The following is a 21,229-nucleotide window of genomic DNA, read 5'->3' on the forward strand; positions in this document are numbered from 1 at the left end:
AACCATGACCTCAGTAGCTTCAACGAGACACCGCTCAGGACCACCCCTGTGGCGGCGCACATTCCGCCTCATCCGCGACAACGCACGCGCCTACGCCTGGCTCAACGTGGGCGCCTACGGCCTCACCGCTGTCGGCTTCGTGCTGGGAATCGTCTTCCCGGACCTCAACGCAGCTCGAGCGGATGCCCTCGAGAACGACGGCACGGCGGGGCTGGTCCAGGAGCTCGTGCTCACGCCGCCCTTGTTCGCTCTCGTGATCCTCGCCGTCAACATCGGCAAGGTCGGGCTGGGCTTCATCGTCCTGCCGTCCCTCATCGTGCCCTTCGCTGGCCTGGGCCTCTTCGCCTACTTCGCCGTGGAAACCGGCATCACCCTCGCTCCCACCTCGCCCGTCGCGTGGGTGCAGCTCATCCCGCACTCGCTGACCCTGATCATCGAGCTGCAGGCCTACATCCTCCTGCTGCTGGGCGCGTGGCTCCTCGGGCGGCACTGGCTCTTCCCGCGAACCATCGGCGCCCCCACTCGGCGACGCGGATACCTCCGTGGCCTGCAGCGCATGGGGCTGCTCGCCGTACCTGCGCTTTCCCTCCTCGTCATCGGGGCCATCTGGGAGGCGATCTCGCTCCGCTATTTCATCCACCCGCTCGCCGAGTGGCTGCTGTAGCCACACGTCTCAGCGTTCGGGGGTGCGCGCCGGTCCAGTTCTGCGCGTCATCCACCAGATGACGGCGGTGATGAGGATGAGCGTCGCGCTCGGCATGAGGGTGGCAAGCGAACCGGATGCTGTTTCGCGGCTGTCGAGCGCGCCGCCGAGATCGACGTGCAGCGTGGTTCCGAGCACGAGGGCCGTGACGTTGTAGACGACGTGGAGGACGACGGCGGTCTCGAGTCCGCCGGTGCGCCACGTGACGACTGCCAGCGAGCCGAACAGCACGAGGTAGGACGTGAGGATGTACGGGTCCAGTGAGCCATGGAAGAGCGAGAAGAGGACGGTCGGGATGATGATTCCGATCACGGCACCGACGCGCGCACCACGGGTCCACCCGCCGACCACGCGGAACATGAACCCGCGGAAGCCGTATTCTTCGCCGGCGGCCGCCAGTGGTGTCAGCAGCATCCCGATCACGAAGTAGGCGACGAGGTCGAAGGTGGTCCAGGGAACCTGCTCGGCGGGGGCGAGGAGGAAACCGGAGGCAACGACAACAAGCAGTATCGGGCCGAAAGCGAGCAGTGCCCGGCCGAAGACGCCGAATCGAAAACGCCCGGCCACGGAGTGCAGCGACCGGAAGGGGACTCCGTAGAGCAGGCGCTGCAGCAGCATGCTGTAGGGGATGAGCACGCCGAGGGAGAGTGCTCCCGCGGCTTGCTGGAGGGGCGTGAAGCCGGTGCGCCCGAGAATTCGCGAGTCGACGATCGCCGCACCGAACAGGAACAGCTGCGCGAAGCCCACGAGGCCGCCGAACAGGAGGACGATCGCGAGGACGCCGCGGAGGATTCGACGCTTCTCACCCGCGTAGACGCGGTGGTACTCCACGGCCGTGGGCACGCGGGGCGTCGGTATCGGCTGGTCGTGTTGGAGGAGCCAATTCGTGGTGGTGTTCGGCATCGTCGTTCCTTTTCGTGGGTCAGCTCGCGAGTTCATCGATCCAGCTCGACCGCATCCGCAGCGCTCGCTCCGTGCTGCCGATGACGGCGGCGAGACCGATGAGCAGGTTGGCCTGAAGCGGCAGTTGCACGGGAGAGGTGAAGGTGCCAATCGAGTCGGCGATGGGGGGAATCTGCGAGAGCGATGCGAGGATCTGCGGCACTTCGACGCCCAGGCCGACGACGACGAGCAGGGTCGAGATGACGCCGATGAGACGGCTGACACTGGGGTGCCTGTGGTGCAGCCAGGCGCGGCGACCTTCTCCCGATGCGGGATCGGGGGTCAGCTGTACCTCGCTGCCGTCCGCGCGCACGTAGTGGCAGCGCTTGAGTCCGAAGCCGGTGATGGCGACTTCGATGTGACCCCCTGGGACCGGGAATCGAGTCGGCATTTTCGCGAACGACTGCAGTGCCCCGTTTACGTATAGGCGGGCACGGATCTCGCCGTCCGTCATATCGCCACCGTGCCGGACATCGACCGTGTAGATGGATGCGGTGCCGTCGGCGGAGCGCAGCGTGATCGCGCGGAGCGACCTGCTCAACATCTGCCACCACCGGTAGCGGCGAAGTGGCTCGCCAGATCCTGCACGCACGCGCCGGGTGCGCCATTGCTTGAGCCCCATTCCGTCCTCGATCCGAATTAGTACAGCGTGATAGTCAACGAGGCGTTAAGCTAGCACACCGTAATAGAGTGTTGTCGCGAGGAGGGCAGACATGACTGAGGTACCCAAGGGGCCGGGCACGCGCGACAAGATCCTGATCGCCGCGGCGACGATGCTCGGCGAGAACCCGACCGCGCGCTTGAGTGTGAGGGCGGTCGCCGCCCGTGCGCAGGTGAGCACCGGCTCGCTCCGCCATTTCTTTCCAACCCAGCGCGATCTCATCGACACCGTTGTCGCGGGCCTCTACGACCTCGATATCCCCGACGATCCCATCACCGATCGCTCCATGTCACCGGCCGATCGCCTGATGGCCTGCTTGCGCCTGATCCTCGCGCAAGTGGGTGTAGGCGATCGCGCCCGGGAGCAATGGGGTGCCCTGTATAACGCATACGTGGCATCCCCGCCGTCCGAAGACGAAGCGGCGACCTACTTCGCACTCGAACGGATGGGACGCCACCGTATCGAGCGATGGCTGACCACGCTCATCGAGGAGGGGGCCGTGCCCGCGGGCGACGTCGAGCGGCGGGCACGGTTCCTCGCGACCGTGCTCAGTGGCCTCATGACAGAGCGCGCTCTGCCCGCCGAAGCGGTGCGGACGGAGGCTGAGACGGAAACACTCCACCTCGCCGTGCACGCCGTCACGGCCGCCTGGAGTGCCTCATGAACTCGCTCCTCTATGAGGCCGCGCTGCAGGTCGTTCCGCTGTTGCTCATCGCCCTCTTCCTGGACCGCCGCGTGACAGGTGACGAGACGACGGCGCGTGCCCGGCGATGGCACCGTTGGTCGAGCAAGTTCTCGCTGCTCCTGAACGGGATCGCGTTCATGCTGTCGCTGTTCGTCGTCGCGGGGGTGATACCTGCCGGCTCGCTCACCATGGCGATCGTCATCTCCGCCGTCGCAGGGTCGATCGGGCTGCTCTGCGGACAGATCTGGCAACGGATCGACGAGGGTGGAAAGTCCGCAGGAAGGTGACTGGTCCGTGCGGCGACGTCATCTTCCGTTTCGTCTCGCCCGCAACCGGAGCCGAGTGATTGCCGGAATTGCGTTTCGACACGAAGCTCACCTCACTGTCTGAGCTGTTGAAGGAAAATGCTAGACACGACACTATGACCTCCTCCCCGATGGTCCATGAGCTCGGCCGGATCGATGTTGTTGCGCTGGAAGATCGACCTGCGCTGAGTCGAGACGTCCCCCTCGATCTCAATGAGGTACAAACGGCATGGCCAGCCTTCGAGGGAGCCTTCGACTCGCTTCAGGGGCGAAGAATGATGGGCCTGATCTTCGGCGGCGATGCCGTCTACCGTCTCGCCACCGCGCGGCTAGATCGCGATGTGGGCAACGCCCTCGGCTTGGACGAATCAATCATCCCGGGAGGCGACTATCTCAGACTGCGCCTCCGTGGGGAGGTCCCAGGCCTCTACTGCCAGATCGAAGCCGCCTTCGACGTTCTCTTCACTCTCGCTCATCATGACCACGACCACGAGAGGCCGCACATCGAGTCCTACCGTCGCGAAGGTGAGATCGATTGCCTCGTGCCGATCCAAACGGAGGGCTAGATGGACGATGCCGCTGTGGTGACGAGCTGCGTAGAGCACGCCCTGCGGATCATCGGGGAACAGGGCCGGGCAGTGGCGTCAGAACATGATGGCGGCTTCTTCGCTCGACTGCTCGGGCGCCCCGGGCGCTGACGGGCTGGAGCGGACTAGGGTGGGTCACCTGCCCCTTGCGGGCTTGGTGCGCCGGGAAGTCTGGTCGGCAGTGATCACGTGATCGCTTCGCTGACGAAAGGACCCCATTTATGCCTCGCCCCACGCTCCTGTTCGGGAACTCGCTGCATGTGCTCGAGTCCTTCGCAACCTCCGATGGGGTGATCGACTGCCGCATCGAGCGGCCTGCTTCGCTCACGACGAGCGCGAGAGCCCTTGTCCTTGCGGTCGACCTTCGTGTCTCCACGACATCGCTGCACGCAAGGCGACAGCTGAAAGCAGTGCTCAAGGATGCGGTCGTGGAGGCACGACGGTATGGGCAGTTCGCGCATTTCATCGTCGTCTACGCTGCAGGCAAGATGGACGATGCTCGTCTTGATTCGGTAGCCGCAGGGTTGGCGGTGAGGGTGCATGCTTCGCTTGAGCGGGAGCTCGGCGAATCTGCGGACGTCGTTCTGCTGGATGTCACGGCCTGCACTGCGCCGGAGCAGCTGACGCGGCGGCTGGCCGCGCACATTCAGCGTCCGGCGGGCGCCGCCTCCGACACGGCATTGAAATGGCGGGATGTGGAGCACAACAGCATCGCTGCCGCCGCGACGAGCGACTACTGCTGAGCCGAAGCGGCATCAGTTTGGAACACATCCGGGATTCCGTCGCCGTCGGCATCGACGCGCTCCGCCGCGTGCAGTCGACGGTAGGTGCGGTTTCGAAGGCTCAGGATGAGCGCCGCGCCAGCCGCGGCGATCAGGGAAGCCAGCAGGATCGCGACCTTAGCGTGGTCCTGCTCGGCGGAGCCCGCGGGGAAGCTGAGCTCGGCGATCAACAGCGACACCGTGAAGCCGATCCCGGCCAGCAGTGCGACGCCCGTGATGTCGATCCAGCGCAGCTGCGGATCCAGCGCGAATCTCTTGGAACGGGTGACGAGCCAGGTCGTGCTGACGATTCCGATGGGCTTGCCGAGCACGAGGGCTGCGATCACGCCGATGGTGACAGGGTCGGTCAGAGCCGAGAAGAATCCGTCGATGCCTCCGATGGCGACGCCGGCGGAGAAGAACGCGAAGATGGGCACGGCGACGCCCGCGGAGATCGGGCGGAACCGGTGCTCGAACTCTTCGGCGAGCCCCGCACGGTCCGGGGTCGCGTCGCCCTTGCTGCGCAGGACAGGGATCGTGAACGCGAGCAGGACGCCGGCGATGGTGGCGTGAATGCCGGAGGCGTGAAGGAAGGCCCAGGCCACGACGCCGATCGGGAGCAGCACCAGCCAGGCCGCAAACGCATGACGGTCGAACAGGCTCCGGTAGCGCTGCGCGATGAATCCGTAAACCGTGATGACACCGAGCGCGATCAGCAGGGGAAGCAGGTCGATGGTGTCGGTGTAGAAGAGCGCGATGATGCTGATCGCGAGCAGATCATCCACTACGGCCAGCGTGAGCAGGAAGATGCGGAGCGGACTCGGCAGGTGCGAGCCGATGAGGGCGAGGACGGCGACCGCGAAGGCGATGTCGGTGGCCGTGGGGATGGCCCAGCCGTCGAGCAGCTCAGGCGAACGGGCGACGACAAGCGTGTAGATGACAGCCGGGATGGCAACGCCACCCACCGCGGCGGCGATCGGCACGGCGGCAGTGCGGAAGCTGCGCAGATCTCCGGAGACGAACTCCCGCTTCAGCTCCAGGCCCACCATGAAGAAGAAGATCGCCAGCAGGCCGTCGGCGGCCCACGCTCCGAGGCTCAACTCGAGGTGCCACGGCTCGTAGCCGATGCGGAAGTCGCGCAGGGCGAAGTAGCTCTCGGCGAAGGGAGAGTTCGCCCAGACGACCGCGATGACGGCCATGATCGCCAGCAGGACGCCGCCGACGGTCTCCTTGCGGAGAATGTCGCCGATGCGGCGGAACTCTCGATGACTGCCCCTGCTGGGGACAGGGGTGGGAGTCTGATCGGTGGTTGGGGACGAGGTTGCAGACGTCATAGGGCTCCGAGCGGGTTCGACGACAGGACATCGTCGACCAGGCTTCCCGACACACCAGCGCCGATTTTACCAGGGGCCCGATGATGGACCGGTCACCCTCGCGAGCGCGCACGCGCCCGAGCAGAGTCGAGGAGCATGATGTTCAGCAGTGAGCCTGCGCGGGCGCCCGCAGCTGTGACGACTGTCGGCTCCCGTCTGTCGAGTGTCCTCAATCGCTTCGTCACGAGGTGGCCGGCGCGAGCGGCGGTGCTCGTCTTCGTGGCTGCGGCGCTGCTGTTCGCGGCTCTCTTGGCTCTCCCGATCGCCGCCGCGGATGGCGCGCCGACACCGTTCCACGACGCGCTCTTCACCGCCGTCTCCGCGGTGACCGTGACGGGGCTGACGACCGTGAATACCGCGGACCACTGGTCTCTGTTCGGTGAGGTCGTCATTCTCTTCGCTGTCCAGACCGGTGGGCTCGGTGTCGTCACCCTCGCTCTGCTCCTCGCGCGCATCGTCACGCGCCGTCTCGGCGTTGGAGGGAAGGTGTTCGCGCAGGATGTCATCGGCGCGTCGGGCCTGGGAGACGTGTGGCGCCTCCTGCGGGTGGTGCTGCTGACCACGTTCACCATCGAGGCGGCCCTCATGATCGTGCTCGTGCCAGCTTTCGCGGTCGCGGAGGGATCCCTGGGGCTTGGCCTGTGGCATGGCTTGTTCTATGCCGTTTCGGCGTTCGGCAACGCGGGCTTCTCGCTGCATCCGGACGGGCTTGCCACATTCGATGGGAACTTCGCGATCCTCATCCCGATCATGGTCGGTGTGTTCGTCGGGAGCCTCGGGTTCCCGGTCTTCCTCAACCTGCTCCGTGCGCGTTGGGTGCGCAAGCAGTGGACGCTCCACACGAAGCTCACCCTCGCAACCACCCTCATCCTCCTCGGCCTCGGCGCAGTCGGCTGGTGCGTCGCGGAATGGAGCAACCCGGCCACCCTCGGCGAACGCCCGGTGCCGGACAGACTCTTTCAGGGGCTCTTCGCCTCGGTGATGATGCGTTCTGGTGGCTTCTCAGTGCTCGACCCCGCGCTCTCCTCGCCAACCGCGTGGCTGTTCACGGACGCGCTGATGTTCGTCGGTGGCGGGTCCGCTTCGACTGCCGGCGGCATCAAGGTCACGACGCTCGCGGTCCTCTTCCTTGCCATCGTCGCGGAAGCACGCGGAACGAAGCACGTGAACGTCGCGGGCCGCCGCATCCCCGTGAGCACGCAGCGCCTCGCCATCAGCGTGACCTTCCTCGGGGCGACCCTGGTGCTCGTCTCCACCTCGCTGATCATGCTCACCAATCCGGTCGGACTCGACCGCGCGCTGTTCGAGGTCATCTCGGCGTTCGCAACCTGCGGCTTGTCCATCGGTCTTTCCGAGGAGCTGAATCCCTTCGGCAAGTACGTGCTCTCCGCGCTCATGCTCATGGGGCGCGTCGGGCCGATCGCCCTCGCGACAGCCCTCGCTGTCCGCCAGCGCAACGTCCTCTTCACGCTCCCCGAGGAGCGCCCGGTCATCGGGTAAGTCGTGCAGGACAGGCGCTCGATGACCAAGACGCGCCCAACACGGCGTCCTTATTCCAGCGCGGTGAGGCGCTCCACGAACTCATCCGCCGCGGCGACCTGCTTTCGGAGCTTCGCCTGCCGCTTGAGCGCTTCGCTTCGGATCTCCTCGAGCCGCGTTCGATTTCCGGCGTTCTCGGGATGCGCAGTCAGCTCGTCGACGACGTCGAGCAGCTCTCGCATCTGCTCCAGGCTGTAGCCCAGCGGCTTCATGCGGCGGATGAGCAGCAACCGCTCTTCGTCCTCAGCGGTGTAGAGGCGGAACCCGCCCTCGGTGCGGGCCGAGGGCACAAGCAACCCGATCTCGTCGTAGTGGCGCAGCGACCGGATCGACATGCCGGTGCGGTCGGCGAGCTTGCCGATCTGCATCGTTTCCTCGGTCATCTCGTGCCCCTCTTGGCTTAACCCTCACGTTACGGTAGGTTTGCGTGGGGTTGCGGTTCTCCGCGATCCTCTCACTCTTTTCGAGACGCCTCAGGCGCTCGTGGTGCGCAACGGCGCGTGCTCCCTCGTCCTATTCCTGCACCCACCGAGGAGCTCCTCCCGTGACCATCGTCACCCCTACTTCCGATCCCTCATCCCGTTACCGCATCGAGCCGACCGTGCTGCAGGCGCTGCGGAGCCCCCGCATCCTGACTCGCGAGGTGCTCGCTGGTCTGGTCGTGGCGATCGCGCTCATCCCCGAAGTCATCGCATTCTCGATCATCGCCGGCGTCGACCCTCGCGTCGGCCTCTTCTCTTCGTTCGTGATGGCCGTTGCCATCGCGTTCCTCGGCGGTCGACCCGCGATGATCACCGCCGCGACCGGCGCGATCGCGCTTGTCATCGCGCCCGTCGCCCGCGACTACGGCATGGACTACTTCATCGCCACCGTCATCCTCGGCGGCCTCATCCAGATCGTCCTCGCCCTGCTCGGGGTCGCGAAGCTCATGCGCTTCATCCCGCGCAGCGTCATGGTCGGGTTCGTGAACGCCCTCGCGATCCTCATCTTCATCTCGCAGGTGCCGCAGCTGCTCGGCGTGCCCTGGCTCGTCTACCCGCTCGTGGTCGCGGGCCTCCTCATCATGTACCTGCTGCCGAGGCTCACGAAGGTCGTGCCGGCGCCGCTCATCGCGATCGTGCTGCTGACCGCCGCCGCCGTGGTCTTCGGCCTGAACGTGCCCACCGTCGGCGATCAGGGAGAGCTGCCGCGCAGTCTGCCCGAGCTGTTCATACCGAACGTGCCGCTCAACCTGGAGACGCTGCAGATCATCGCTCCGTTCGCCATCGCGATGGCTGTCGTCGGCATCCTCGAGTCGCTGATGACCGCGAAGCTCGTCGACGAGATCACCGACACCCACTCCCGCAAGACCCGCGAGACCTGGGCGCAGGGCGTCGCCAACATGCTCTCCGGCATCTTCGGCGGCATGGGCGGATGCGCGATGATCGGCCAGACCATGATCAACGTGAAAGCGTCCGGTGCTCGCACCCGGATCTCGACGTTCCTCGCCGGCGTCTTCCTGCTGGTCCTTGTCCTCGCGCTTGGAGACGTGGTCGCGGTCATTCCCATGGCAGCCCTCGTCGCCGTCATGATCGTGGTCTCCATCGCGACCTTCGACTGGCACAGCATCACCCCCGCCACGCTGAAGCGCATGCCGAAGAGCGAGCTCGCGGTCATGCTCATCACCGTCGTCGCGACCGTCTGGACCCACAACCTCGCTATCGGCGTCGTGCTCGGCGTGCTCGTCGCCATGGTCCTCTTCGCCCGCCGAGTCGCGCACTTCACCAACGTCACCCGCCGCATCGACGGCGGCACCGCCCACTACGACGTGGAGGGGGAGCTGTTCTTCGCCTCCAGCAACGACCTCACGACGCAGTTCGAGTACACGACAGACCCGGACCGCATCGTCATCGACATGTCCCGCTCCCACATCTGGGACGCCTCGACTGTCGCCGCCCTCGACGCCGTCGTCGCGAAGTATGAAGCCCACGGCAAGAGCGTGCACATCGAGGGCATGAACGACGCGACCACCGCCTTCCACCAGCGGCTCAGCGGAGGGATGGCATCGAGCCACTAGGTCTCGGGCGCGACGGCTGTCTCACGAGAGTCTCAGAGGGTGAGCTTGAATCCCGTGTGCGAGGGCCGGAAACCGAGGCGGTCGTAGAAGCGGTGGGCGTCGGCGCGAGCACTGTCGGACGTCAGCTGCACGAGCGTGGCGCCGAGTGCCGGCGCAGCCACGCTGACTGTCCAGTTCATGAGGGCCGTGCCGATCCCAGACGAACGATGGTGGGTCGCAACCCGCACCGCCTCGACCTGGAGCCGCCAGGCGCCTCGGCGGGCCATCCCGGGGATGAGGGTGAGCTGCAGGGTGCCGACGGCGGCTCCGGCCAGGTCAGTCGCCAGAATGACCTCGTTGCCAGGGTCAGCGATGATGCCCTTGAGCGCCCTGCGGTACAGCGTCTCATCAGCATGATCGGCAACGTCGCCCCGAGACGCGCTGATCGGGTCATCGGAGAGCAGCCCCATGAGCGCGGGCAGGTCTTCGAGCGTCGCTCGACGGACCACGATGGGCTCGGCTGCCGTCGAGAGTTCGGCCGGAAGGGTCAATTGGTTGAGCATGGCCTCATGCTCGCACTGCGAGATCCACCCAGCACTCGGAGGCCGCCGGCCGTGCTCGGAATGCTCTAGGCGCAGGTCCCCGAAACTTCTCAGCCTCAGATGACTGCGGAGCGCTGCGCGTGCAGGGGAGACTGGGGAGATGGGGGCCGGAGACTTTGAGCTGACGATGGATGAACTGCGAGCGGTGGTCCAGTTCGCCGCCGACTGCGCTCAAGAGCTTCTCCTCGACTTCGAAGCCGCTGCCCCAGACGACTCGCGGCCTCGCGACGCGCTCGACGCTGCCCGGTTGTTTGTCGATGGCGATACACGCTCGAACCTGCAACGTGCGGCCGCTTTCGCAGCACACCGCGCCGCCAAGGGTGTCTCAGGGGAGCCCGCCCAGCTCGCAGCGCTGGCCTGTGGGGACGCCGCGGCGGCCGCGTATCTCCACCCGATTGCGAGAGCAACGCAGCTCGGGCATATTCTCCGCCCGGCGGCCTGTGCTGCGCGGGTCGCCGAACTGAAGACAGGCTCAGCAGGCAGCGATGAGGTTCGACGCCTGGCTGATCGGGCGACTTCACCCCTGCCCGAGATACTCCGGCGATACCCATCGGCGCCGTCCGGCAGTTCACGAGTGGCACAGCTCATGAGGGAACTCGACTCGGCGATTCGACTCCGAACCTAGGCGGCGAGACCGAGAGTGGTCAGCGTGTGACACTGCGGGCGGCCTGCTCGGCAGGGGCGATGACCGCAACGGCCACGGTTGTAGGATCCCGGAATGAACCGAGCTCGCATTGTTGCTGTCATCGCCTGGGGGCTGGCCGCGGTAGCAGCCTGCGTCATGATTCTCGCCCTCACGCTTCCCGCGTCCGTCGTCGTGTCCACGCAAGACCCCGTCAAGGTCGTCTGCACCCCCGTCCTCGGCGCCGACCCGGATTACCGACTCGGTGTTCGTGACACGGGTGGGAACGGGATGCAGGAAGCGATCGGTGCCTGCGCGGCGTCACGCGACCGCAGCTTGGGGACCGCATTGGTGCTGGGAATGGCGATCACGGGATTGACGGCCGTTGGGCTGGGTTCCCGTCGTCGCAGCGAGGCCTGACGGGGTCCACAACCTTCGTCGCCGGACCCGACCAGAGTGATCGCTTGGGGGCTGCGCTCGCGGGCAGCTTGGCTCAGACCTTGGAGCGGCGTGCGTGCGTGCGCGCCTTCATCCGGTTGCCGCAGACCGCCATCGAGCACCACTTCGCGGTTCCAGGGCGACTGTGGTCGACGAGGAACTGGCTGCATTCGTCATTCGCGCAGGCGCGGAGGCGCCCGGGGAAGTCCGCGATCACGCTCGACCACGCCAGCACGGCCCCTGCCGCAAGGCGGTCGTCGTCGGGAGCCTGAAGCTCCCAGGTCACGCCATCCGGGGTGACGTTCGGCGTCTGCACGGCGTCGTCGAGGATGCCCGTGAGCTCTCCGATCGCCCCTCCGTCGTCTCCACGGACGACGGCCTGCAGTGCCTGTCGTACGCGTCGGAGGCGCGCCAACTCGTTCGCGGATCCTGTCCCGCCCCAGCTGCGAGCGATATCTCGCCCAGGATCGCCCTGGAGGCTGTCGGTCGGGGTGCCCTCGATGACCGGTGCGCTGTTCAGCAGGCTCAGCAGCAGCTCCTCGTTGCGAAGCACCTCTCCTCGCTTTCCCGCACTGTCTGGTGCGATGAATCCATGCTACCGTCCTGCTAACCAGTAAAACAAGTCAAAGGGGTTAGCCATGGTCACTGTCCACCACCGCACCGTCTCCGTCGATGGGCTCGACGTCTTCTACCGCGAAGCCGGCCCCGCCGACGCTCCCGTGCTTCTGCTCCTGCACGGGTACCCGAGCAGCTCCCACATGTTCCGGCACCTCATCCCCGCGCTCGCCGACCGGTACCGCGTCATCGCCCCGGACCACATCGGCTTCGGACGTTCCGCTGCGCCCTCGGTCGACGAGTTCGAGTACACCTTCGCGGCCCTCGCGCGGGTGACCGGTCGTTTCCTCTCGACCATCGGGGTCACGCAGTACACGATGTACGTCCAGGACTACGGCGCCCCGGTCGGCTGGCGCCTCGCTCTCGCCGACCCCGCTGCGGTCGTCGGTGTCATCTCCCAGAACGGCAACGCGTACGAAGAGGGCTTCGTGCCCGGCTTCTGGGACCCGATCTGGGCCGACGCCGCCGAGCGGACCACCGAGACGCGCGACGCGCTCCGTCCCGCCCTCGGCCGGGAGGCCGTCGAATGGCAGTACACCCACGGCGTGCCGGACATCACGACCGTCGACCCCGACGCGTGGGAGCACGACCTCGCGCTCCTCGCCCGGCCGGGACAGGACGACGTGCAGCTGACCCTCTTCCGCGACTACATCACCAACCGGGACCTGTACCCAGCGGTGCACGCCTGGCTCCGCACCTCGCAGGTGCCGGTTCTCGTCGTCTGGGGGCGCAACGACGAGATCTTCGACGCCGCCGGCGCCGAGGCGTTCACCCGCGACGCTCCGCACGCTCGCGTCGACCTCATTGATGGCGGACACTTCCTGCTCGAATCTCACCTGGATGAGGTCGCTGACACCATCAAGGGGTGGCTCCAGGCCAGCGAGCGAAGCGCATAGAACGTCGGGCTGACCTCCGGTCCCGATATCGCAGGCAGGGCCCAGGCGGCCGTTTCCATGAGCGTTCGGCCGCCTTGGCTCACGCAGCCTCTTCGTGATCTCACGCTCCGCGAGCTCGGCAACATGCCATCGGCCGTGGATCAGGCTTCCGCGCGGTCACCGCTCGGAGTCCTGGGTCGTGATGGTGATGCTCCTGGTCCACTCATCTCGGGCACTCATTTGGCACTAGGCACCTGACCACGCGATCGCTATCTTTTTCACCATGACTGCACCCGAACCTGAGGCTGTCTCGCGTCGCACCGTGATCGGTCTCGCGTGGGCCACTCCAGTTCTTGCTCTCGGCGTCGCCGCGCCTGCCATGGCAGCGAGCCCAGCGCAGCCGGTCACCCTCTCTGCGAACACGAGTGACGCCACGCGGTTCCCGATTTCACTCACGACGACGGAGGGCCTGACGGCAGGCACGACCTTCGACGTGGACATCGACGGCACTGCGAATCAGTGGGCCCTCAACTCCTCGGGAACGACTCCCGGCACGTGGGGTTGGTCTCGATTGGGTAGTCGCGGCGCGCGCTTCACCTCGACGGGAGCAGTTCCCGGTACGTACGAGTTCGTTCTGGGTCTCGCAGGCATCGCTTCCTACTCAGGCACGATCCTCACGGTCACCACCCCGGAAGGGCAGGAGCTCACAAGGGTCGTTCTCTGATTCCTCGCACTGGATGACTTGCCACGTTCGCAACTCACTGGATAGAGTTGCGATCATGGCAAGTGACTTCGAGGATCAGACACCGGATAGCCAGGCCAAGTCGCCCAGCCGGGATCAGGCGCAGGCTGCGCTCGACGACCTCGGGCGCGACAGTCAGGGGCTGGCTGCTCGCATCGTCACGCCATGGTGGTACCACCCAGCTCTTGGGGTGATCACCGCGATCTTCGCGGGCGCGCAGGCGCTTCCCGGGGCGTGGCCAATGGTGCTGCTCGTGCTGGGGATCGTCGCGATCCCGATCCTGACCACGACCTACTCTCAGCGCTTCGGGGTGGTCGTGACGAAGCCGGCCGGCCCGCGAAGCAAGCGCCTCCTCCTGGCAACGCTTGGTGTGCTCGTCGCCGCGATGATGTCGAGCCTGGCGTTCAAGTTCCTGGGCATCGATCCGTGGTGGGCGCTCATTCCTGCTGGGGTCACCTTCGCGGCCACCGTCATCCTCGGGCGCCGGTACGACGAGGCTCTCCGCCAGGAGGTCGCCGCTCCGAAGGTGGCTGGAGCGTGACGGCCGGTCGCGCTCCCGCGTTCAACGAGGTCATTCATGCGCCGCTGCGACTGCGGATCTGCGGACTGCTCCGGAGCGTCGACGAGCTTGAGTTCTCCGTCGTTCGCGACGCGCTCGCCATCGATGATGCCAAGCTCTCGAAGCACATCAAAGTGCTGACCGACGCCGGTTTCGTGTCGCTCCGTAAGGAGAGGTCAGCCAGTCGAGCCGACTCAAGGCGTCTCACCTGGGTCAAGCTCACACCGGTCGGGTCCACCGCGGTGGAGGCTCACCTCGCCGCATTGACCGCTATCGCCAATGGCGCCGACTTCGACGCCCTTCCGGGGCAGGCGTAGTCCCCAAGTCATGGCGGCCCGGCGCTCGTGACCGGGAAGCGGCTCCCGAGCTCGAAGTCCCGGGTTGTTGTCCTTAGGTGGGGTGGTTGATCGCCGGGCTTCGTTGTCATCTCCCCGGTGGGCAGCGGTCTCGCCCATCTCCACTTCGTCGTCCGGCGGCGTTCTTGTGAGCACCACGACCTTCTTGGCGAGGAGGCGGATTAGGGTGACTTCATGAGTTCAGTGACCGTCATTCCGAGTGTGCGCGAGGCGGTCAGCGACCCACGGATCCTTCTCTTCGGCCGACTCCTTGGGGCCGCCAATGGGTGGGAGCATCTCCTCGCCAAGGCGCTCCAGGACGAGACGGGTCTTGAGCACACCCTGTTCGAGCTCCTGGTCGTCGTCGGGAGGGCTGGCCCAGACGGCATCGCGGTCCGAGATATCGCTCAGGCGCGCGTGCTCACGTCGGGAGGTGCGACTCGGCTCGTGCAGCGCGGCGTGCAGCGCGGCTTCGTCACGCGCAAACCCTCGACGGAGGATGCGCGCGTCCAGCTGGTCAACCTCACCGAGGAGGGGGAGCGGATGCTGTTGCACTCGAGTGCTGTGCACGCTGCCAACATCGAGCGGACGCTGCTCGCGGTGCTTCCGGAAGAGCACCGCGCGGCATTCGCTGCCTCGGTCGAGGCGCTCAGCAAGGAAGCTGCACGGGCGCTGCCCATCATGCCCTGACCGGGGTGGAGTCATGCCACAAAAGTCTCGGGAATAGCTGACTACTCAGCTAAGTTGTTTCTTGTGTGCGGCAGACGCTGCACAGCCATAGAAAGCGATCACCGACCATGACACTCTCCTTCGAAGTCTTCGATCTCAACTTCCCCGTCGGCTCCCTCAACAAGTCCGCCGTGCTCGTCACCGGGCCGACAGAGGCGGTCCTCGTCGACGCTGGCTTCACTCGAGCTGACGGGCACCGGCTTGTGGCTGCGATCCTCGACTCCGGCAAGACCCTCACGACCGTGTTCGTCAGTCACGCGGACCCGGACTTCTACTTCGGCCTTGAAGTCATCGCCGAGGCGTTCCCCGAGGCAACCGTCACAGCGACCCCGATCGTCATCGAGCACATCTCAGCCTCCTTCGAGGGCAAGCTCAAGGCCTGGGCCACGCTCGGCACGAACCTGCCGACACGCCTCCCCGAGATCTCACCGCTCACCTCCGACACCATCACGGTCGACGGCGAAGAGCTCGAGCTCCGTGGCGGCTCCGAGCTCCTCCCCGACCGCCACTACCTCTGGTACCCCGCGCAGCGCGTCATCCTCGGCGGTGTTCTCGTGTTCCAGCAGGAGCACGTCTGGACTGCTGACACGGCAACGCCCGAACTGCGCTCGGCCTGGGTCGACCAGCTCGACGCGATGTCGGCCCTCGACCCGATCACCGTCATCCCAGGTCATCGCCTGCCCGACACGGCGAACGACGCGAGCGCACTTCGGTACACCCGCACCTACCTCGACACGTTCGAGAAGGTACTGGCTGAAACCACGGACGGCGCTGCCGCCACTGCACTGCTGAACCAGGAGTACCCCGACTCCGGGATGGGCATCGCAGCTCAGATCGGGACCAAAGTTGCCAAGGGAGAGACGACATGGGGCTGAACCAGAGCACAAACGACGACGAAAACGAGACGACGAGCGCTGCACCGCGGGATGTGGTCCGCCGTCAATACCTCGCCTCAGCGGCGGGCGACCTCGACGCGCTCCGGGCCACCCTGGCCCCCGACGTCGAGTGGACCGAAATGGCAGGGTTCCCACTCGCAGGGACGTACCGAACGCCCCGAGGGGTGACCTCGAACGTCATGGAAGTCCTCGGCCGCGACTGGGAGGACTGGACTGCCCACGACGATTCCTACATCGTCGAGGGGGAGAATGTGGTCGTGCTTGCGCGGTACACCGCAACCCACCGAACCACGGGCAAGGCGCTGAACGCACGGGTTGCCCACCATTTCGTGGTTCGCGGCGGACTCATCGTGCGGTTCGAGCAGTTCGTCGACACTGCCCTGGTCGCGGAGGCGGCAGCAGGTTAACTCGGCGCAACGGTCGACGTGAGCTGGGGCGTCTTGTGCTGTGCGCGAGGCGCCCTGGCCTCGGGGTCGGGTCCCTAGAATCACCCCATGACGCAGCCGACCTTGCCGCAGTCACCTCGCGACGTGGCAGAGCCGAGGCGGGCTCATGGGTGGTGGGCACTCGTCCTGACGGTGCTGATCTTTGGAACGTTGCTGTTCCTGGTTGGTGTGTTCGGGATGCCGACGAGTCCCACTGCGTCTTGGACCGCGGGCCTCTTCGCTCGGGCCTCGGTTGAGAGCCTGGTGCCTATCGGCGTGATGATCGCTCTCGTGGCCTGAGGAAGGATGACCCTTCGTCGGGGTCGACTCGGGCTCAGCGCACCATCAAGAGCACGTCGCGAACGAGTAGCCGCGCATATTCCTCGTCGACAGGAAGGGCGAAGACGACATGGTGATAGAGCGGTGCGACGATGTGGTCGAGGATCTGCCCGACGGTCGGCACTTCTTGTCCACGCCCTGATGCCCGACGCACCATCTCCGCCGCCTGGTCGCGCCGCCGCTCCATCACAGGGCAACTCGAGACGGTCTCAGCGCGCGCTGCCACCATCGCTCGCAGATACCGTGTGCGGTGTGGCCGCGCGATGTCCTTGGTGATGATGAGTGCCCACTCCGTGAGATCCGTCTCAAGGGTGCCTGTGTCGGGAATCTGGTCACCCTCTCGCGTCAGCGCCGCGACGGAGACCTCTTCGAGCAGAGCGTCGACGTCGTCCCATCGGCGATACAGCGTGGTCGGGTTGACTCCTGCGCGCTCGGCGATGAGCGGAAAGGTGACCCTCTCTGTTCCTTCACCGACGAGCTCGCCGACGGCGGTGTAGATCGCGTTCAGAACTCGTGCGCTCCGGCCACCGGGCCGGGTCGACGCTGCAGCAGATGACATGATCAGATTATCGCAAAGAAATTTGCTATAACCAACACCGACGCCTATATTTAAAGCAAAGATCGTTGCTTTACGACGGAGGTATCGTGCTCTCACGCCCCATCTCATTTGCGCTCGCTGGCCTCGCCGGTGCGGCGACGCTGACTGCCGCATCGGCTCCGTCTCCGCTCTACCCCGTCTACCAACAGCTCTGGGGCTTCTCATCGTTCACATTGACGGTCATCTTCGCGGCCTACGTCGTCGCGTTGCTCGTCGCTCTGCTCACGGTCGGTTCGCTGAGCGACCGGATCGGGCGTCGCCCCGTGGCATCGGCCTCTCTCGTTCTGCTGACCCTCGGCATGGTTCTCTTCGCAACGGCCGACAGTACGGGCGCTCTGGTAGCGGCGCGACTCGTGCAGGGTTTCGCGGTTGGCGCCGCCACCGGCACCTTCACGGCGATGATCATCGACAAAGCGCCGAGCGCCCGCTCCGGTTCGCTTGTCAGCAGCGCGGTCCCGTCGTTGGGAATCGCGTTCGGAGCAGTGCTCGCCGGCGCGCTGGTCGAATTCGCGCCCTTCCCTCGGCAGCTGGTGTTCTGGATCCTGGCTGTCGGCTATCTGGTCATCGCCGCTCTCATCTGGCTGGTTCCAGAACACGTCCGGCCAGACAGCCCCACACCCCGCTCGATCTGGCGGTCGCTTCTGCCGAGCATCGGGCTTCCTCCCGCCGCAAGAAGCATCTTCTTCGCCCTTGTCCCGTCGATCGCCGCGACCTGGGCCCTAGGCGGCCTCTACCTGTCACTCGGGTCGTCGATCCTCGGCACCGTACTCGGCGTGCAGAGCCACTTCACCATCGGCCTCGTGCTCGGGGTCTTCTTCGTCGCCGGTACGGTCGGCACAGCTATCTCGGCATTTCTCCCCCCGCGCCTGGGCACACTGTTCGGCTACGGAACACTGATTCTCGGGGTGCTGATCACGATCGCGGCACTCGTCATGGCCGGTGCGCCGCTGTATATCGTCGGTTCGGCGATCGCGGGTCTCGGTTTCGGTGCGACCTTCCGCCTCGCCGTTGGCGCGCTGGGTGAGGCAGCTCCGGATGCCGAGCGTGGACAAGTTTTCTCGACGATGTACATCGTCAGCTATATCGCTTTCAGCGTCCCGGCGCTGGTGGCGGGCCTCGCCGTCGAGCGCTTCGGTCTCGAACCCACCGCGGTCGTGTACGGGGCGCTGGATGTCGCTCTGGTTGTGATCGCGATCGTGGCTGGTCTCGTGAGGGCCCGTCGTCAGGCTGCGGGGGTTCCGGATGGCGCCAGCGCCTCCCCGCCACAGCCCGTTTCGCGCTAACCGATCAGCGGTTCACCAAGCCACGCCACACGACGCACATGCCCGCAAGACGCTTGGCAAAAGTACGCCTCGACCTTTGCCGCATCGCAGCGCCCGCAAAGTTATTGGAGTGCCCGCCAGGTGCCTCTCTGCGACACGACCTCGCGTCTCGTATCCCATGGGGTTTTGAGATGTCTGCGTTATGAAGCACCCGCTTTCGCGGGGCTAGACACGGGAAGCTATCTGAAAGACGCTGGTCGCTGGTGTTCGAAATTATCCGTCGAGAACGTGGCCGCGAAAACCACTTACAGGGTATAGCTAGCCCGAGGGGATTCCTCTCGCATCTGAGCATCCTCAGCAGGATCGCGTTCAAGAACGGTGGGCGACCGCAGAATCGCCGTCAACCCACGTCCGCGACCGCGCGCCGAAATGTTCTGCTCAGAGCCGGCATGGAGGTCTGCCGTTCAGCGATGCCGGCAACAGCACGACCACTTCTAAGATGGAAGGTACGCACGACGACCTGAGGCGGGACGGAGTTGCGAGCGCAGATGCCGATGGCAGGAGAGTGCTCCAGCGGCGACGGTCCCTCGGCGCAGTAAACATGTCCAGGGTGGGTGACCCGCCGCCAGTCTCTGCGTCCACTTGCGGCGGTCGCCAAGGCATTGCCGAAATCTTCTACAGACTGGTGCCTTGCCGAGGGGGCGAGGCTCATTCCTTTGCGGACGATTGAGGCAACGGCGCGCGGTACATGGGGCGCAAAGTCGCTGAGATCGCGGATGTCTCCGGCGAGGATCTCATCGCGTTGTTGAGCTTTCGTGTTCCGGTGGTCAACGTGGTACTCACCGCTAAGGAGATAAAAGGCTGTGGCTGCGAGAGAATAGACGTCCGACGCGACACTGCATCTCCCGTGCTTGCCGAGGACCTCTGGAGCGACTGTACAGTAGCTGCCATTGGGTTCCGCAGTCCCGTCCTCGTCAAGAAGTACGCACATCGCAACGTCAGACACCATGACATTGTCGCCATCGCGCAGCGAATTGGCGGGCTTGATGTCTCGATGAATCATGCCAGTTGCGTGGATGGTGTCAACACCAGCGGCGATGTGTCGAATGTAGCGGACAGCTGTCGCTACTGAGACGCCGATCGGACGGGCCTCCTGCTCGAGGTCCCCGTCCGGTAGAAGCGGCGTAGTTATGTACCGGATGTCACTGGATGTCACCACGTCTGCGTTGAGGACTTGGACAATGTACCGACTTCGCAACTGCTCCAATTGCCTAGCCTCGTCCCAGGACTGGGGTGCCTGGCCAGTGGGGTCGAGGAGCTTCAAGGCTACCGTTCTAGCGAGATGGCGATCGTACGCCTGGTATACCTGCCCGTCACTACCGAGTTTGTCGCCAAGCTCGTAGCGGTCGTTGACCGTGGTTCCGCTCGGATACACCATCGCTCCCATGAGAATGAAGGATACTCGTTGGTATGTCTGTGCTCGGTGTCGTCGTAGTCCCAAATGGGAAGCATCCGCAGGTCCACGTCGCAGTCTTGGCGGGGACTCTCTCCTCACCCGTGCTCGTAGACGCATTCCACCTGCGCGCGACATCTACGGGTCCGTCCGAGCAAGCTGTCGAATTGGCGCAGTTGCTAAGCGCGAAACTCGTGTCCGAGATGACAGCAGCCGCTATCCGTATTGCAGGGACATCTCCTGTGGCACGGCGACTCAAGGCACAGTTCTCGCGTGCACACTGCGAGGGTGCCGCGCTTTTTGTCCTTCGTGAACACACAGGGTGTGAAGTTGGGACAGTTACTCCGGCTGGCCTCGCAAAGAGTCTCGGCCTGAAAAAAGATGAGCTTGATGAGGTCGTCGTTAATCTAACATCAGGGAAGGCGAACACCGATGCTGTGCTCGCCGGGCTGACCCTGCTGCCGATCTGACTCGCTGCGGCAAACGAACAGCGTATCGACGCCTTCGATGCTCCACCGGAGATCGACTTCTGTGAGGGCGTTGATAACAACCGCGATGAGCCACTCAGGCTCTATGGCGTCTCGAACCCTTCGTGCTGCGTTAGCGACGAGAGTTCCGCTGGCTATATTCACGTCGAGGACAACGGTTCTGGCTGATCGACCGCCCTGGAGTTGCGGCTCGAGCATCATCGCTGCACCCAGCACGCGCTCCGCCGCTGGGCTCGCCGCCTCAACAGTGAAATGTTCCCAACCTGCGACGCAATCGAGGAACATTCGAGCGGAAGCGGTGAGTTGCGGCGAGCGATCATGCCCGCGGATGGCATCCTCACCGGTGCGTAGTACCTCGACTAAGTCCATGATGTCCTCCTTCGGATGAGGATAGTCACCCTCCAATGAGAAGGATGACGACACACGCACCGCGCCCGGACCGAGAGTGCATACTGGTCGGCGGGAGTCTCGAAACCCTAGGATTTCGCGACGTCTCACCTCCGGAGTAGGCCCAGGCCCCGCATGGGTCTAGGTCGTGCGATTCTCAAAACCATGTGGCACAAGTTCATCAATGGGAGCGTGTAGCCGCCGTCGGTTTGCGACAACTCTGAGTCCGCATGCCAGGCGCGCTGGGCCGGCCATCACGGCGCGCCAAATGGC

At 65.3% G+C, this 21,229-nt stretch carries 27 protein-coding genes; 18 read left to right on the top strand and 9 right to left on the bottom strand.

The window, feature by feature from the left end; genetic code table 11:
* Nucleotides 1–4: 4 nt before the first annotated feature.
* Entirely contained in the window at nucleotides 5–664 is a 660-nt protein-coding gene (locus GV007_RS17070; RefSeq protein ID WP_160074734.1) for a stage II sporulation protein M, read from the top strand.
* A 9-nt stretch (nucleotides 665–673) separates the two neighbouring features.
* Here the strand turns inward: GV007_RS17070 and GV007_RS17075 are convergent, their stop codons facing one another.
* Together GV007_RS17075 and GV007_RS17080 are read right to left on the bottom strand one after the other, a co-directional pair.
* On the bottom strand, nucleotides 674–1,606 hold the full coding sequence (locus GV007_RS17075; RefSeq protein ID WP_160074736.1) for a CPBP family intramembrane glutamic endopeptidase: 933 nt from the start codon (nucleotides 1,604–1,606) through the stop codon (nucleotides 674–676).
* 19 nt (nucleotides 1,607–1,625) lie between these two features.
* Complete coding sequence (locus GV007_RS17080) at nucleotides 1,626–2,189, bottom strand: hypothetical protein (protein ID WP_236558609.1); 564 nt, start codon at nucleotides 2,187–2,189, stop codon at nucleotides 1,626–1,628.
* Between the two features lie 169 nt (nucleotides 2,190–2,358).
* On the opposite strand from GV007_RS17080, the gene GV007_RS17085 reads away from it, so the two are divergent.
* From GV007_RS17085 to GV007_RS17100, 4 genes are all read left to right on the top strand, one after another.
* On the top strand, nucleotides 2,359–2,970 hold the full coding sequence (locus tag GV007_RS17085) for a TetR/AcrR family transcriptional regulator (protein WP_160074740.1): 612 nt from the start codon (nucleotides 2,359–2,361) through the stop codon (nucleotides 2,968–2,970).
* Complete coding sequence (locus GV007_RS17090; RefSeq protein WP_160074742.1) at nucleotides 2,967–3,278, top strand: hypothetical protein; 312 nt, start codon at nucleotides 2,967–2,969, stop codon at nucleotides 3,276–3,278. The genes GV007_RS17085 and GV007_RS17090 overlap by 4 nt, the downstream gene beginning before the upstream one ends.
* Nucleotides 3,279–3,412: 134 nt before the next feature.
* Entirely contained in the window at nucleotides 3,413–3,862 is a 450-nt protein-coding gene (locus tag GV007_RS17095; protein WP_160074744.1) for an AraC family transcriptional regulator, read from the top strand.
* Nucleotides 3,863–4,143: 281 nt separating this feature from the next.
* Nucleotides 4,144–4,626, top strand: a complete 483-nt coding sequence (locus GV007_RS17100) for a hypothetical protein (protein WP_160074746.1) — start codon at nucleotides 4,144–4,146, stop codon at nucleotides 4,624–4,626.
* Here GV007_RS17100 and nhaA read toward each other — a convergent pair.
* Nucleotides 4,617–5,978 (bottom strand): Na+/H+ antiporter NhaA, encoded by a 1,362-nt coding sequence (gene nhaA, locus GV007_RS17105; protein ID WP_160074748.1) that lies wholly within the window; start codon nucleotides 5,976–5,978, stop codon nucleotides 4,617–4,619. The genes GV007_RS17100 and nhaA overlap by 10 nt on opposite strands.
* A 135-nt stretch (nucleotides 5,979–6,113) precedes the next feature.
* On the opposite strand from nhaA, the gene GV007_RS17110 reads away from it, so the two are divergent.
* Complete coding sequence (locus tag GV007_RS17110) at nucleotides 6,114–7,517, top strand: TrkH family potassium uptake protein (RefSeq protein WP_236558610.1); 1,404 nt, start codon at nucleotides 6,114–6,116, stop codon at nucleotides 7,515–7,517.
* Nucleotides 7,518–7,567: 50 nt separating this feature from the next.
* Here the strand turns inward: GV007_RS17110 and GV007_RS17115 are convergent, their stop codons facing one another.
* Nucleotides 7,568–7,939, bottom strand: coding sequence for a MerR family transcriptional regulator (locus tag GV007_RS17115; protein WP_160074750.1), 372 nt, complete (start codon nucleotides 7,937–7,939; stop codon nucleotides 7,568–7,570).
* Nucleotides 7,940–8,100: 161 nt separating this feature from the next.
* On the opposite strand from GV007_RS17115, the gene GV007_RS17120 reads away from it, so the two are divergent.
* A complete protein-coding gene (locus GV007_RS17120) occupies nucleotides 8,101–9,612 on the top strand; it encodes a SulP family inorganic anion transporter (protein WP_160074752.1) in 1,512 nt (503 codons plus the stop codon).
* 32 nt (nucleotides 9,613–9,644) lie between these two features.
* Here GV007_RS17120 and GV007_RS17125 read toward each other — a convergent pair whose 3' ends face one another.
* The gene (locus GV007_RS17125; RefSeq protein WP_160074754.1) at nucleotides 9,645–10,154 is read right to left on the bottom strand and encodes a GNAT family N-acetyltransferase; all 510 of its coding nucleotides are present in this window, start codon (nucleotides 10,152–10,154) and stop codon (nucleotides 9,645–9,647) included.
* A gap of 166 nt (nucleotides 10,155–10,320) precedes the next feature.
* Between GV007_RS17125 and GV007_RS19420 the strand changes: the two genes are divergently transcribed.
* Entirely contained in the window at nucleotides 10,321–10,818 is a 498-nt protein-coding gene (locus tag GV007_RS19420; RefSeq protein ID WP_328809508.1) for a putative immunity protein, read from the top strand.
* A gap of 93 nt (nucleotides 10,819–10,911) precedes the next feature.
* The gene (locus GV007_RS17130; protein ID WP_160074756.1) at nucleotides 10,912–11,235 is read left to right on the top strand and encodes a hypothetical protein; all 324 of its coding nucleotides are present in this window, start codon (nucleotides 10,912–10,914) and stop codon (nucleotides 11,233–11,235) included.
* Between the two features lie 73 nt (nucleotides 11,236–11,308).
* Here GV007_RS17130 and GV007_RS17135 read toward each other — a convergent pair whose 3' ends face one another.
* Entirely contained in the window at nucleotides 11,309–11,806 is a 498-nt protein-coding gene (locus GV007_RS17135) for a CGNR zinc finger domain-containing protein (RefSeq protein ID WP_160074758.1), read from the bottom strand.
* Nucleotides 11,807–11,891: 85 nt separating this feature from the next.
* Between GV007_RS17135 and GV007_RS17140 the strand changes: the two genes are divergently transcribed.
* The 8 genes from GV007_RS17140 to GV007_RS17175 all read left to right on the top strand — a co-directional run bounded on the left by GV007_RS17140 (nucleotide 11,892) and on the right by GV007_RS17175 (nucleotide 16,729).
* Entirely contained in the window at nucleotides 11,892–12,764 is an 873-nt protein-coding gene (locus GV007_RS17140) for an alpha/beta fold hydrolase (RefSeq protein WP_160074760.1), read from the top strand.
* Between the two features lie 262 nt (nucleotides 12,765–13,026).
* The gene (locus GV007_RS17145) at nucleotides 13,027–13,467 is read left to right on the top strand and encodes a hypothetical protein (protein ID WP_160074762.1); all 441 of its coding nucleotides are present in this window, start codon (nucleotides 13,027–13,029) and stop codon (nucleotides 13,465–13,467) included.
* Nucleotides 13,468–13,522: 55 nt separating this feature from the next.
* Nucleotides 13,523–14,026 carry a hypothetical protein gene (locus GV007_RS19305; RefSeq protein WP_160074764.1) on the top strand — a complete coding sequence of 168 codons (504 nt, stop codon included), beginning with the start codon at nucleotides 13,523–13,525 and terminating at the stop codon, nucleotides 14,024–14,026.
* Nucleotides 14,023–14,361, top strand: coding sequence for a transcriptional regulator (locus GV007_RS19310; protein ID WP_160074766.1), 339 nt, complete (start codon nucleotides 14,023–14,025; stop codon nucleotides 14,359–14,361). Before GV007_RS19305 ends, GV007_RS19310 begins: the two co-directional genes overlap by 4 nt.
* 213 nt (nucleotides 14,362–14,574) lie before the next feature.
* Nucleotides 14,575–15,069 (top strand): MarR family winged helix-turn-helix transcriptional regulator, encoded by a 495-nt coding sequence (locus tag GV007_RS17160; protein WP_160074768.1) that lies wholly within the window; start codon nucleotides 14,575–14,577, stop codon nucleotides 15,067–15,069.
* 107 nt (nucleotides 15,070–15,176) lie between these two features.
* Nucleotides 15,177–15,983 (top strand): MBL fold metallo-hydrolase, encoded by an 807-nt coding sequence (locus GV007_RS17165; RefSeq protein WP_160074770.1) that lies wholly within the window; start codon nucleotides 15,177–15,179, stop codon nucleotides 15,981–15,983.
* The gene (locus tag GV007_RS17170; protein WP_104239828.1) at nucleotides 15,974–16,411 is read left to right on the top strand and encodes a nuclear transport factor 2 family protein; all 438 of its coding nucleotides are present in this window, start codon (nucleotides 15,974–15,976) and stop codon (nucleotides 16,409–16,411) included. Before GV007_RS17165 ends, GV007_RS17170 begins: the two co-directional genes overlap by 10 nt.
* An 87-nt stretch (nucleotides 16,412–16,498) precedes the next feature.
* A complete protein-coding gene (locus GV007_RS17175; protein WP_160074772.1) occupies nucleotides 16,499–16,729 on the top strand; it encodes a hypothetical protein in 231 nt (76 codons plus the stop codon).
* A 34-nt stretch (nucleotides 16,730–16,763) separates the two neighbouring features.
* Here the strand turns inward: GV007_RS17175 and GV007_RS17180 are convergent, their stop codons facing one another.
* Nucleotides 16,764–17,423 (bottom strand): TetR/AcrR family transcriptional regulator, encoded by a 660-nt coding sequence (locus GV007_RS17180; protein ID WP_201297763.1) that lies wholly within the window; start codon nucleotides 17,421–17,423, stop codon nucleotides 16,764–16,766.
* On the opposite strand from GV007_RS17180, the gene GV007_RS17185 reads away from it, so the two are divergent.
* On the top strand, nucleotides 17,414–18,649 hold the full coding sequence (locus GV007_RS17185) for an MFS transporter (protein WP_160074774.1): 1,236 nt from the start codon (nucleotides 17,414–17,416) through the stop codon (nucleotides 18,647–18,649). The two genes, GV007_RS17180 and GV007_RS17185, sit on opposite strands and share 10 nt — an antisense overlap.
* A 379-nt stretch (nucleotides 18,650–19,028) precedes the next feature.
* On the opposite strand, the gene GV007_RS17190 is transcribed toward GV007_RS17185, so the two are convergent.
* Both GV007_RS17190 and GV007_RS17195 read right to left on the bottom strand, forming a co-directional pair.
* Nucleotides 19,029–20,075: a serine/threonine-protein kinase gene (locus GV007_RS17190; protein WP_160074776.1), complete on the bottom strand. Its 1,047-nt coding sequence runs from the start codon at nucleotides 20,073–20,075 to the stop codon at nucleotides 19,029–19,031.
* Nucleotides 20,076–20,494: 419 nt separating this feature from the next.
* Nucleotides 20,495–20,938 (bottom strand): hypothetical protein, encoded by a 444-nt coding sequence (locus GV007_RS17195; protein ID WP_160074778.1) that lies wholly within the window; start codon nucleotides 20,936–20,938, stop codon nucleotides 20,495–20,497.
* Nucleotides 20,939–21,229: the final 291 nt, after the last annotated feature.

The sequence above is a fragment of the Pseudoclavibacter sp. 8L genome (genome assembly GCF_902506465.1).
In the GTDB taxonomy this organism is placed as follows: Bacteria; Actinomycetota; Actinomycetes; order Actinomycetales; family Microbacteriaceae; genus Pseudoclavibacter.